At 68.6% G+C, this 12,245-nt stretch carries 12 protein-coding genes; 7 read left to right on the forward strand and 5 right to left on the reverse strand.

Annotated elements, in window-relative coordinates:
- Positions 1–39: 39 nt before the first annotated feature.
- From FV234_RS19410 to FV234_RS19435, 5 genes are all read left to right on the forward strand, one after another.
- Positions 40–1,368: an ATP-binding protein gene (locus FV234_RS19410; protein WP_147831126.1), complete on the forward strand. Its 1,329-nt coding sequence runs from the start codon at positions 40–42 to the stop codon at positions 1,366–1,368.
- Between the two features lie 221 nt (positions 1,369–1,589).
- Positions 1,590–2,072 carry an Hsp20 family protein gene (locus tag FV234_RS19415; protein WP_147831128.1) on the forward strand — a complete coding sequence of 161 codons (483 nt, stop codon included), beginning with the start codon at positions 1,590–1,592 and terminating at the stop codon, positions 2,070–2,072.
- Positions 2,073–2,157: 85 nt separating this feature from the next.
- Positions 2,158–2,664, forward strand: coding sequence for a hypothetical protein (locus tag FV234_RS19420; protein WP_147831130.1), 507 nt, complete (start codon positions 2,158–2,160; stop codon positions 2,662–2,664).
- Between the two features lie 167 nt (positions 2,665–2,831).
- Positions 2,832–3,437 (forward strand): heme-binding protein, encoded by a 606-nt coding sequence (locus FV234_RS19425; RefSeq protein ID WP_147831132.1) that lies wholly within the window; start codon positions 2,832–2,834, stop codon positions 3,435–3,437.
- 485 nt (positions 3,438–3,922) lie between these two features.
- Complete coding sequence (locus FV234_RS19435; protein ID WP_056171512.1) at positions 3,923–4,126, forward strand: CsbD family protein; 204 nt, start codon at positions 3,923–3,925, stop codon at positions 4,124–4,126.
- Positions 4,127–4,331: 205 nt separating this feature from the next.
- On the opposite strand, the gene FV234_RS19440 is transcribed toward FV234_RS19435, so the two are convergent.
- Complete coding sequence (locus tag FV234_RS19440) at positions 4,332–5,615, reverse strand: DUF2254 domain-containing protein (RefSeq protein WP_147831134.1); 1,284 nt, start codon at positions 5,613–5,615, stop codon at positions 4,332–4,334.
- Entirely contained in the window at positions 5,612–6,844 is a 1,233-nt protein-coding gene (gene nhaA, locus FV234_RS19445) for a Na+/H+ antiporter NhaA (protein WP_147831136.1), read from the reverse strand. The genes FV234_RS19440 and nhaA overlap by 4 nt, the downstream gene beginning before the upstream one ends.
- A 241-nt stretch (positions 6,845–7,085) precedes the next feature.
- On the opposite strand from nhaA, the gene FV234_RS19450 reads away from it, so the two are divergent.
- Positions 7,086–7,856 carry a potassium channel family protein gene (locus FV234_RS19450; RefSeq protein WP_147831138.1) on the forward strand — a complete coding sequence of 257 codons (771 nt, stop codon included), beginning with the start codon at positions 7,086–7,088 and terminating at the stop codon, positions 7,854–7,856.
- Positions 7,857–8,009: 153 nt separating this feature from the next.
- Positions 8,010–9,254 carry a sodium:proton antiporter gene (locus tag FV234_RS19455; RefSeq protein WP_147831140.1) on the forward strand — a complete coding sequence of 415 codons (1,245 nt, stop codon included), beginning with the start codon at positions 8,010–8,012 and terminating at the stop codon, positions 9,252–9,254.
- A 99-nt stretch (positions 9,255–9,353) separates the two neighbouring features.
- Here FV234_RS19455 and FV234_RS19460 read toward each other — a convergent pair whose 3' ends face one another.
- Genes FV234_RS19460 through FV234_RS19470 form a run of 3 tightly spaced genes read right to left on the reverse strand, consistent with a single transcriptional unit; the run spans position 9,354 to position 11,971 of the window.
- Complete coding sequence (locus FV234_RS19460) at positions 9,354–10,421, reverse strand: magnesium and cobalt transport protein CorA (protein WP_147831144.1); 1,068 nt, start codon at positions 10,419–10,421, stop codon at positions 9,354–9,356.
- Positions 10,422–10,429: 8 nt separating this feature from the next.
- Entirely contained in the window at positions 10,430–10,624 is a 195-nt protein-coding gene (locus tag FV234_RS19465) for a DUF2934 domain-containing protein (protein WP_147831146.1), read from the reverse strand.
- Positions 10,625–11,971: a TAXI family TRAP transporter solute-binding subunit gene (locus FV234_RS19470; protein WP_238273279.1), complete on the reverse strand. Its 1,347-nt coding sequence runs from the start codon at positions 11,969–11,971 to the stop codon at positions 10,625–10,627. It lies immediately after the preceding gene.
- Positions 11,972–12,245 lie beyond the last annotated feature (274 nt).

The following is a 12,245-nucleotide window of genomic DNA, read 5'->3' on the forward strand; positions in this document are numbered from 1 at the left end:
GGACCCGGTTCGCTTGGCGGCCGCCTGGCGCTCCTCCTCGTGCTCGCGGTCGTCGGCGCACAGGCCGTCGCCTTCGCGATGGTCACGCGAGAATCCTCCCTCGTCGGTCGTGCGGTCGCCCGGACCCAGGTCGTCGACCGCGTCGCCACGCTGGTTCGCTTGCTCGATACGGTACCCCCGGAGGCCGTTCCGCGCGTAATCGAGGCCTATAGCTCACCCCGCCACCGCTTCACTATCGAGGCCGCCAGCCTTGTGCCGGACAACGCCATGGACGACGACGAGGCCCGGCTAGCCGGTCGTCTCGACCGGCGCATGCGTGACGGCGCGAGCCAGGCCCGTCTGCTCCTGGTCGAACGGGACCATCAGGAGGAACCGTCATCGGACCGTCTGGCCGGCAAGCCGCAGGTCCTGCGCGTGTCCGTGCGCCTCGACGACGGCCGCTGGCTCAACGGCGAGGCGCCGCTGGCGCTACCGACGCCGCCCTGGGTCCGCATCGGCCTGATCCAGATCGCCGCCAGCGTCATCGCCGTACTGGTCGTGATCGGCATCGCCATGAAGGGCATTGTCGGGCCGGTGAAGGCACTGGCCTCGACCGCCGAACGCGCCGGTCGGGGCGTCGCCGTCGAGCCCTTGCCCGAGAGGGGACCAAGCGAGCTTCGCACCATGACGGCGGCTTTCAACGAGATGCAGGCGCGCTCGCGGGCCTTCGTCACGGACCGCACCCGCATGCTCGCCGCCATCAGCCACGACCTGCGCACCCCCATAGCCTCGCTTTGGCTGCGGGCGGAGATGGTGGAGGATGCGGACCTGAGGGACGCCATGGTGCGCACGATCTCGGAGATGCGCGAGATGGTCGAGGCGACGCTCGCCTTCGCGCGCGACGATGCCCTCGCCCAGGACGACGCACCACTCGACCTTGCCGCCCTGGTTCGGACAATCGCCGACGACTACCGGATCCTCGGACATGACGTTGCCGCGACCGCTCCGTCATCCCTTCCGTTCCGCGGCCGCTCGATGGCCCTGCGCCGCGCGTTCGACAACCTCGTCGCCAACGCCGTCCGCTATGGCGGGTGTGCCCGGATCGGCCTGGATCGCCGTGACGGTGACATCGTGCTCACCGTCGACGACGACGGTCCCGGCATACCGCCGGACCGGATCGAGGAGATGTTCGCTCCCTTCGCGCGCCTGGAGGATTCTCGAAGCACCGAAACCGGGGGCGTCGGCCTCGGCCTCGCCATCGCGCGTTCGGCCATCCGTGCGCACGGAGGCGACATCAGGCTGTTCAATCGGGCGGAAGGTGGTCTCAGGGCCGAGGTGACCTTGCCGGCCCCGAAGGAAGGAAGCCGTGTCAGGGCATCACAGGCCTAAGAAGATCGAGAGATGCGTACGAGAGCTTGATGCGGATCATCCGCCTTGACGGCCCCGCCCGACCCACGCGACGCCACCGCTCTCGTAAGTCGAATTTTTTGGAACCCATTCGCGATATCGACGTCTCCTGCGCGCGAGGCCATCAACTGGCTCGCTGAGCGGGCGCCGGGTCAGGCATCCGGCGACCCTTGTCATCACGTTGCTCCAAGGAGGATGTGGTCATGAGGACCCTTGATTTTGCCCCTCTCTACCGTTCCACCGTCGGCTTCGACCGCCTGTTCTCGATGTTAGATCAGGCCACCCAGGCCGAGGCTTCCTCGACGTGGCCACCCTATGACATCGAGCGGGTGGAGGACGACGCGTACAGGATCACGATGGCCGTCGCCGGCTTCGCGCCCGACGAGATCGACCTGACCCAGCATGACAACACCCTTCTGGTCACCGGCCAGCGGAAGTCTGCGGAGGGCGAACGCCAGCTCCTGCATCGCGGCATCGCCGCCCGGACGTTCCGGCAGACTTTCAACCTGGCCGACCATGTGAAGGTCGTCGGCGCGAACCTTGAGAACGGCCTGTTGACCGTCAACCTCAAGCGCGAGGTGCCGGAAGCCCTGAAGCCGAGGCGCATTCCCATCGGCGGGACGCAGGCTACCGTCGGCCAGGACAATGCACAGCCTCGGATCGAGGCCGAGCGCAAGGCGGCTTAAGTTCCGCCACCCGTCGAACGCCCTCCCTTGCGTACCGGCGAGGGAGGGCACCGCCCATCCAACCCATCTTCAGGAGGGATGATCGATGTCGATGATGGAGAGCTTCAGTTCCCGTACCAGCGCCGTGAACCCAATCGGCGCGAACCCGGCCTCGTTCGAGGCATGGCAGGCGCTCGTCGCCCCGGGAGACGTGTTCCGTCACCCCAGGGAGGTGTTGACCCACCCTGGGCTCTCAATGGGGGAGAGACGCGCAATCCTTGCCTCCTGGGCGTCGGATGCGAGCGCCCTTGAGAACGCGCCGAGCATGCGCTGCCTCACAGGCAGCAGGGCCGAGCCTGTCTCCGTCGATGCCGTCCTTGCTGCGCTTGGCGAACTCGACCGCAAGTCGGCTCCCAAGTTCGGTTCGGTAACGTCCGCAGGCCCGCCGAGGCAGCCCAGGCAAAAACGCCTACGACGTCTCGCGGACCTGCACTGGTACGTTCGCCCGGGACGGCGCGACGATGACGACGATCCGCCGCCGTGTCCGGCGATGGCGATGTCACGTCCGAAGACGCCCCCGGATGTCTCGCTTGCCGCTGCCATTCCAGCCTAGCGGTCGGCATCGTTTCCTGACGCAGTTGGCGTCCTAGATTGATCCGGATGGCCCGACGTTCCGCTTGGCGGCGTCGGGCCGTCGTGCGTTTTGGGGACCCGGACCAAGGCGGCGATTACCCCGAATCGGTCGCTCTACGATTTCCGCCCGCCACCGAGTGTCACCCAATGGATAAGCTCCTCTACTATCTCGTCACTCTCTTCGAGTCGGTCCTCGGGGTCTTCGGCGTTCGGACCTTCTACGATCAGCCTCGGTACACGGTCGTCGAACGTCTCGACCGTGGTGTTGAAATCCGAGCCTACGAGCCCCGCCTCGCTGTCGAGACCGATGGGCACGGACAGGGGGATGGCGAGGCGTTCGGGCGGCTCTTCCGTTACATCACCGGCGCGAACCAGCGGGGCGACCGCATCGCGATGACCGCACCCGTGGAAACCGGTGGTCTACGCATCGCGATGACGGTTCCGGTCGAGCAGGGCTCAGGGGGAACGATGCAGTTCTTCCTTCCACGCGAGGTAGCCGAGGCCGGGGCCCCGGAGCCCACCGAGGCAGGCGTCCGTCTAGTCCGCGTCCCGGCTGAGAATATCGCCGCCCTCCGCTTCTCAGGCTCCATCACGCCTGAGGCTCGGGCCGAACAGGAGCGTATCCTGACCGCGGTGCTGTCCACCGCCGGCCGGAAGGCAAGCGCTCCCCCCGTCTTCATGGGCTATGACCCACCCTTCGCGATCCCGTTCCTTCGCCGGAACGAGGTGGCCGCACGACTGCCTGGACCCTAACCGGCCTATGGCTGCAACACCGGTCGCGGACGTTCGGCACATCTCGGGTAGCCAGAAATCCATGCCAGACCGACTGCGCTAATGGGACACGACCTGCTGACCTGATGGTCGCCCGTATGGCGTCTGCCACGGACCATACGGGCACCCGTAAATGGTCAGGCTCCAAGGCAGAACTGAATCACCCGAGGCGTGAGGGCGGCGTCGGCTTCTATGCACGGCCGCCCGTAAGCAGACCTTCTGAACTCGACCCAACCCGGTCGGTCAGGCTTTCAAAGCCGATACCCGAAAGCGGACATTCAGGAGGGCTCGATGCCAATGTTGTTGAACCCTTTGCACTACTTTCTGGAGAACGGGCGCTCGCGGCTCGGCCGGTGCCCCCTATTCCCCCGCCGAGCGCGCGCGGGTGGAGTTTGCGACGGAACGAGGGTGAGACCCTAACCGTTTCTGATCCCCAATGACCGCCCTGGTCGTAGTAGGAGCACGCCATGAGTAGCACCACCGACAAGATCAAGGGCCTGGCTAACGAGGCCGTCGGCAACGTGAAGCAGGGCATCGGCAACGCGACCGACAACGACAAGCTGAAAGCTGAAGGTAAAGCGCAGGAACTTAAGGGCGACGCCCAGAAGACGACCGGGGACGTGAAGGACGGCGCCAAGCATGTCGCCGACAAGGTCACCGGCAAGGCATGAACCGGTACCGTGGGGCGGCCTGTCCGCCCCGCAAACCGCCGTGTCGGGGGCGATCAGCGTGGTGGGTGGCGTCGACGACCTGGGCGCGTCTTGAGGGATGGGCAGGACGGTGTCGCCGGGGTGACGGGCCCGCGCGACCTTAATTCGGGGATGGCCGGCACCGCCGTTCCATCCGGAGGCCTGCGACTGGCGGGGCGAGATCCGGTCACTCCACGGCGATACCGAACGATCGATGCCGCGCTACCAAGTCTTCCAGATCCGCAGGGTCGGCCACATCCCGCCGGGCCGCCGCGACGACGAGATCGGCGTGGCGCCGCAACTCCTCCACCCGTCTGGGAGACCGCTCGACCCGGGCGACCCTGGTGAGCACATCGAGCATCCGTCCGAGCACATGCGCCGATCCGGCGGCGTTCTGACGGATCATGTGGAACATGGAATCGCAGAGCCCGTCGTAATCGGTCGCTGGATGCACGAGGACGATCCGTCCATCCCGTTCGTGAACGCCTGTCGGCAGGTGGCGCGGCGCGAGGCGGCATAGGGCGTCTCCAAAATGGTCGACGACGCTTCCCGCGGTGAAGGGGTCGTTGATCCCGGGGGAGAGCGCCCGGACGGCGATCTCGGTGAGTTGCCGGACGGGGAACTCGATGTCCTGAAGAGCCGCCGGACGGCGACCGAAGGTGAGCACGCGGGCGAGCGCATCCTCGACGCCCTCGACCGGGGCGGAGACACGAGCCAGGGGCAGGCCCATGGGGACGTAGTCGCCCGGTCGGATCCCCAGCCGGACGACGACCCGGTTCTCATGGGCCCAATCGGCAAGGCGCTCCGCATCCAGGGCCTGGAGGTAACCGCTTCCAGGGACGGCCGCGGGCGAGCCCACCGCATCGTCCGTCGGTGCCGGGATGCCCGCGGCGTCAAGGGTCCGCTCCCGCACGGCCTTGCACAGGTCCTGGTGGACGGCGTCGACGACCGTCTCGACGTTGATGCTGGTTGCGATGTGGTGGACGAACCAGACCAGGGTGGCGACGCTCACCATCGCGAGCACGATGGCGCCGGTGACCGCGAGATGCGGAACGAAGGGCGTTTCCTGGACCGTGCGCACGGTGCGCAGCACGATCAGCGCGTAGGCGAAGGTCCCCAGGAAGATCCCGAGCACGACCTGGTTGCGGCCGTCGCGGATGAAGTTGCGCAGCAACCGGGGGCCCATCTGGCCGGAGGCGAGGGACAGCGCGGCGATGGTGATCGAGAAGGTCGTGCCTGCGACCCCGATGGTCGAGGACGCCACCGCGCTCAGGAGCGCCCTGGCCCCTTCGGCGCCGCCGGAATAGCCCCAGTTCGCTTCCGGCGAGGATGCGTCGTAGCCGGCCAAGTGGGCCGTCTCCAGCCAGACCGCAAACTGCCCCAGGCCGAGGCAGGCCAGAACGACGACGGCCGGACGAAGCCAGAACTGGTCGCCGAGGGTCTCCAGCCAAGCCCTGACGCGCGAGGTCATGCCGCCTCCGAGGCGCGGGGGCGGCCGGCCGGGGCATCGGAGCGACCGCCCTTGTCCGACCTTGGCGCGAACAGGAGCACCAGGGCGCCCGTAGCCATGCAGGACAGGGACCCGAGCAGGACGCCGATCTTGGTCTCGGCCTCCAGCTCGGGGCTGTCGGCGAAGGCCAGGAGCCCGATGAACAGGCTCATGGTGAAGCCGACGCCGCACAGGAGCGACAGGCCGTAGAGCTGCCACCACCCGGCATGGGCCGGACGCTGCGCCAGCCCGAGCCTCACCGCGGTAACTACCGCCCCGAACACCCCGATCTGCTTTCCGACGAACAGGCCCAACGCCACGCCGAGGGTCACCGGATCGAGAAGCATCTTCGTGGTCATGCCCGCGAACGAGACCCCGGCGTTGGCGAACCCGAACACCGGCAGCACGAGGTACGACGACCACGGGTGGATCGCATGCTCCAGGATGTGGAGGGGCGAGGTCGGGTCGTCGGGCTTTCCGACGCTAAGGCGGAGCGGGATCGTCAGGGCCAGCAACACCCCGGCGATGGTCGCGTGGATGCCGGACTTCAGCACCAGGAACCACAGCACGGCACCGAGGACGAGATAGGGCGTCAGCCGGCTGACCCCGGCCTTGTTCATCCCGAACAGGATCGCGAACACGACCGCCGCCCCGCCGAGCATCGGCAGCGACAGGTCGGCGGTATAGAACGCGGCGATGATGAGGACCGCACCGAGGTCGTCGATGATGGCGAGCGCGGTCAGGAAGATCTTGAGCGACACCGGCACCCGTGATCCGAGGAGGGCGAGCACCCCGAGGGCGAAGGCGATGTCGGTGGCCGTCGGGATCGCCCACCCGCGAAGGGTCTCGGGCGAGGAGCGGTTGACCGCGACGTAGATCAGCGCCGGGGCCACCATGCCGCCCAGCGCCGCGACGCCGGGCAGGACTCGGTCGGGCCAGGTCCGGAGCCGGCCGTCGAGCACCTCGCGCTTGATCTCCAGGCCGACGAGCAGGAAGAACACCGCCATCAGGCCGTCGTTGATCCAGTGCAGCACGCTGAGGCCGCCGACGTAGGTCTTGAGCGTCGCGAAGTAAGCCTCCGATCCCGCGGAGTTCGCGATGGCGAGCGCAAGGGCGGCGCTCGCCATCAGGATCAGGCCACCGGTCGCCTCGCCGTGCAGGATGTCGCGAAGGGCGGAGATCGGGCGGCGGAGGGGTCTTGGAGCATTCATGTGCCTGGCCTGCCAGCTGGATTCCGCGAGTGCAATCGCTCCGGGACGACTCGGTTAAGACGACAGGGCTGCCGGGAACGACCGGACCCCATGACCGCGCCCCGGGACCGGAAGCCGGCCCTTGGGGTCAGCGCGCCTGACGGCGCCGCGGCCCGTCGTCGACGGTTCGGACGTTCCAAGGGGTGCGGTCCATCCCGGCGACGGGCGAGACGGCGGAGGTCGACGCGGGTAGGGACACGTCATGGATACCCTGAGGCACCGCCTGAGAGACCTCTACGAAGGCGATACCGACCGGGCCCATCGGTTCCGGTACGGCCTGCTCGTCTTCGACGTCGCCACTATCCTCTTCGTCGTGGTGTCGTCGTTCCTGCCGCGCGCGCCATTCCTCGAAGGGCTCGATGTCCTGATCGGGGTGGCCGTGCTGACGGACTTCGTCGCCCGCCTCTCGATCTCGCGGCATCGCTGGCGGGAGCTGCTGCGACCGACCACATGGGCCGACATCGCCGCGCTGATCTCCTTCCTCGCACCCATCGTCGGCGAGGGGGCGGGTTTCCTTCGCATCATGCGGACGCTGCGGCTCCTCAGGACCTACCAACTCCTGGACCGCCTCCGTTCCGACAGCGACTTCTTCCGCCGCAACGAGGAGGTGATCCTCGCGGCCACCAACCTGGCGGTCTTCGTCTTCGTGATGACGGGGCTGGTCTACGCGACCCAGCACCGCTCCAACCCGGCCATCGGCAACTACGTCGACGCCCTGTACTTCACCGTGACCTCCCTCACGACGACAGGCTACGGCGACATCACGCTATCCGGCACGGGCGGACGCCTCATCTCGGTCGTGGTGATGCTCTGCGGCGTGACGCTGTTCCTGCGGCTCGCCCAGGTCCTGTTCCGGCCCAACAAGGTCCGCCACCCGTGCCCGGCCTGCGCGCTGCAGCGGCACGAACCGGATGCGGTCCACTGCAAGGCGTGCGGCACCGTGCTGAGCATCCCGGACGAGGGAGCCTACTGAGGGAAGCGGTCTACGGGGTTCCTCGCGGCACGTCCGGCCCCGGTCGCCGGTATAATGAGGCATTCGCTACCCACGCAGGCCAATCTTCCTTGCTCCTTTCGGCGAAGCGCGACGTTACGGGATGGATGCCCACGGGCGGATGGGACTTCCTACGTGATCTCGATCTTCGACCTGGCGGCGATGCTGCTGACCCTCTCCGCCCTGTTCGGTTGGCTGAACCGCCGCTACCTTCGGATGCCGCACACCATCGGCCTCCTCGTGATGGGCCTGCTGGCCTCGCTCGCCCTCGTGGGCCTCGACGCCGTCTTTCCGACGCAGCACCTCTACGGGGATCTCACCCGCATCCTCGACCAGGTCGACTTCGCCGGCGTGGTGATGAACGGCATGCTGGCCTTCCTGCTGTTCGCCGGCGCCATGGGCCTCGACCTGCGGGCCCTGCGCGACCGCGCCCTGGCGGTGGCGACCCTCGCCCTGCTCGGCACGCTGATCTCGACCGTCCTGGTCGGGGGCGCCTTCTGGGCCGCGGCGCAGGCGCTGGGCAATCCCATGCCGTTCGCCTGGGCGCTGGTGTTCGGGGCGCTCATCAGCCCGACCGATCCGGTCGCCGTGCTGGCCACCCTCAAGAACGTGCAGGTCCCCGAGGCCCTTGAGATCGAGATGCAGGGCGAGGCCCTGTTCAACGACGGCATCGGCATCGTGCTGTTCACGGTCCTCGTCGCCTTCGCGTCCGGATCGGGCGGAGAGGCGACCGGCGCGGGCGGCGTCGCGACGCTCCTCCTGCACGAGGCCGGGGGCGGCCTGGTCCTCGGTGTCTTGACCGGCTACGTCGCCTACCGCGCGATGCGGGCCATCGACGACTTCCCGGTCGAGGTGCTGATCACCCTCGCGCTCGTCACCGGCACCTACGCGCTCGCCCAGAAGCTCGGGGCCAGCGGACCGCTGGCCGTGGTCGCGGCCGGGTTGCTGATCGGCGAGCGCGCCCCACGCCATGCGATGAGCGATAACACTCAGAAGTACGTCTCGGCCCTCTGGACCCTGATCGACGAGGTCCTCAACTCGGTGCTGTTCCTGCTGATCGGGCTGGAGGTCCTCGTGCTCCGGTTCCAGGTCTCGGGCCTGACGCTGGCCGCCTGCGCCGTCCCCGTCGTGCTGCTCGCCCGCCTCGTCGCCGTGACGGCCCCGGTGCTGCTCTTCCGCTGGGGCGGCAACCTCTGCCTCGGCAACGTGCCGTTCCTGACCTGGGCGGGGGTGCGCGGCGGCATCTCGGTGGCGCTGGCCCTCTCGATCCCGGAGAGCGACGCCAAGCCGGCCATCCTGGCGGCGACCTATGCCGTGGTGCTGTTCACCATCATCGTGCAGGGCTCGACCCTTGGCATGGTGGCCCGGCGCACGCTGTGAGCGCAGGGCACGGATCGCCCCCGAACCGTATCGGTCCCTTCCGGACCGGCCGTCGACGGCCACGGCCGGACGTCCCATCGCGCGCCGCTATCCCTAGGGCTAGACCCAGCCGTTCCGCCGGAACCGCCAGTACAGGACGGTGCATGCGGTGAGGATGCCCCCGAGCACGACGAAGTAGCCGTAGCGCCATTTGAGCTCGGGCATGAACTCGAAGTTCATTCCGTAGATCCCGGCGATGGCGGTCGGGACCGCGAGGATGGCCGCCCAGGCCGCGAGCCGCCGCGTGATGTTCGTTTGCTGGGCCTGCCCCAGCATCAGGCTCGCCTCGAACGCGAACGCGAGCACCTCGCGCAGGGCGTCGATCTCCTCCTGTACGCCCCGCAGGTGGTCGGAGACGTCCCGGAACAGCGGCTGCATCTCCTCGTCGATGGCCACCATGTCGTCGTGCTCCAGCTTGCGGCAGACCTCGACGAGCGGGACCACGGCCGTGCGCAGGCGCAGCAGGTCGCGGCGGAGCAGGTAAAGCCTCTCCACCTCCGTCGGGAGCAACTCACGCTTGAGGATGCGGTCCTCGATGGCCTCCACCTCGGCCATGACCGTCTCCATCACGGGCCGGTAGTTGTCGACGATGAAGTCGAGGACGGCATGGAGGATGTAGTCCTCGCCATGGGCCAGCTGCCTCGGGCAGGATTCGGTTTTCTCCCGGACGGGCGCGTAGGAGGCCGAGGCGCCGTGGCGGACGGTGACGACGAATCCCCGGCCCACGAAGATCTGGGTCTCGCCGAGCGCGATGCGGCCATCCACCAACTGGGCGGTGCGCACGACAACGAAGAGGCAGTCGCCATATCGCTCGACCTTCGGGCGCTGGTGGGCATGCCGCGCATCCTCGATGGCGAGGCGGTGCAGGCCGAACTGCTCCTGCAGCGCGACGAGCAGTTCCATCGACGGCTGGTAGAGGCCGATCCAGACGACGTGATCCGGCCGCCGCGCCCATTCCCCGGCCTCGTCGATCCGGATGTCCGCGACCCGGCGTCCGCCGGCATAGACCCCGGAGGCGACGATGCCCGGGACCTCGGCCCCGACGGCGGCGACGGGACCATCGGCGGCAGGGGCCTTCGCAAGTGACGCCGGTGACCGGGCATCGCCCCCGCCGACGCTCGCCGCCATGCCGCCGCTCATGACGCACTCCCATTGCGGCGGGCGTCGGCATCTCGCGCCTGCCCCTTCCCGTCCGCGGCTTCCGCCCTGAGCTCCCGCTCGGCCAGGAGCCAGAAACGTATGTCGAGTCCCTCCGGCCTGTGGTTGCGGTCCCAAAGCTCGAAGGCCCGTTCGCGGATGCGCTCGAAGGTGATGTCGTTCGTCAGGGTCATCTAAGCGCCTTCCCCGCAACGGTCCGCCGTTGCGCCTGCATCCATAGGGCGACCGAGACGCCTCGCGATGGTGGACCGCGCCGCATCCACGGCAAGCGTCGCCGCCGCCAGGGTGCGGGGCTCGCTCGTCCGCCTCATCGCATGGCGGGCGATGCTGGCCGCGAGGTCGTCGGTCTCGCCCGCCATCGCCTCCAGCCTTACCCGGTCGGTCGCATTTCGGGCGTTCGAGCGGATCTCCAGCAACCGCAGGGTCGCGACCTCGATCCGTTCGCGCCGGACGCGCCCGACGCGCTGGCGCAGCCACGCGGCGACGGACCCGAGGCCGCCACCGAGGATGGCCACCAGGTAGATCCAGCTCTCGTAGCGCTCGATGAAACTCTCCTGCTCGCGCTCGTAGTAGTCGATGGCGCCCGGGTGAATGGGCAGCCGTGCGCTGGTCGCGCCGACGGTCGTGTCGTAGGCCGGATGCGTCACGTCCTCCGCCGCGGGAGCGGCCTCCGACAGGAGCGTCCGCATCTCGAACAGGTGCTGGGTCACCTCCGCGGCGACGCTCCGGGACAGGGTCGAACGGGCCATGAGGCGGTAGGACGACCCGACCGTCGGGACGTCCTCGGCCGGGAGGCGCGGCTGCCCGTCGTAGAGGCCGGCAGGGATGGTGACGGCCTGGAGCCGGGGAAGCCGTGCCAGGGTGGACGCCGCGTCGGGCGCGCCGAACAGCGTCGCCTCGCCGTTCGCGTCCTCCCCCCGGACGATCCCGACGATGCGTTGCGCGGCCGCCGAGGTCGGCGTGGTCAGCAGGATCACGGCGGCGATGCGGCCCTCGGAGAGGAAGCGGCCTAGGTCGCCCTCCTCGACCGGAACGAGGGCCACGGTCCGTCCGGGCACGTCGCCCTCCGGAACGTCGGTCCGCAGGTCCAGGCCGTGTCGCTCGACGAGGCTCCGAACGAGGGCATGGTCCGCCTTCCGGGACGCGAGGATGCCCAACCGTTTGCCCGCAAGGGCGGGGAACCCGTCGATGCCGGCTTGGCGGGGCGCGACCACGAAGGTCGCCTGCTCGCGCAGGACCGCCAGGGTGAGCCCGTTGCGCGGCATCGACACGTCGGGCCTTACCACGGCGAGATCGGCCTTGCCGTCCCGGAGGGCCTCGGCGCTCTCGCGCACCCCGCCGTAGGGGACGATCCGCAGGCGGATGGACGCCTTTCCCTTCGACAGGGCCTCGGCGTAGGCCCGCATCAGGGCCGGCTCGGAACCCCCGTTCGGGGCCACGGCGACCACCAGCGTGGTCGGTCGCGAAAGGTAGGCGTAGGCGAGGCCGGCGACGGCCAGCGCCAGGAGCGGCGCGCACAGCCAGACCACCCGCCGGATCGGCGACCCCACCTTGCGCAAGCGATTTCCCCCGTCGGCGCCTCGTCGCCGCAGGCAAAGGTGGGCCGCGGGTAGCTCCGTTGCGAGTGTGACTCGCCCCCGATCCGCGCCTTCGCATCGAATCCTGATGGGACACTTATGCGGAAGCCTAAGTCTCCCGCTCGAACCCTTATGCGGCCAGGCTCAGGTTAGGGATGCGGTCCCGACGATGGATCGCGCGAACCCAAGCAGATCCATGCCCGTCCCCCTTCCGGCC

It is taken from the genome of Methylobacterium sp. WL8 (assembly GCF_008040045.1).
GTDB classification, from domain to species: Bacteria; Pseudomonadota; Alphaproteobacteria; order Rhizobiales; family Beijerinckiaceae; genus Methylobacterium; species Methylobacterium cerastii.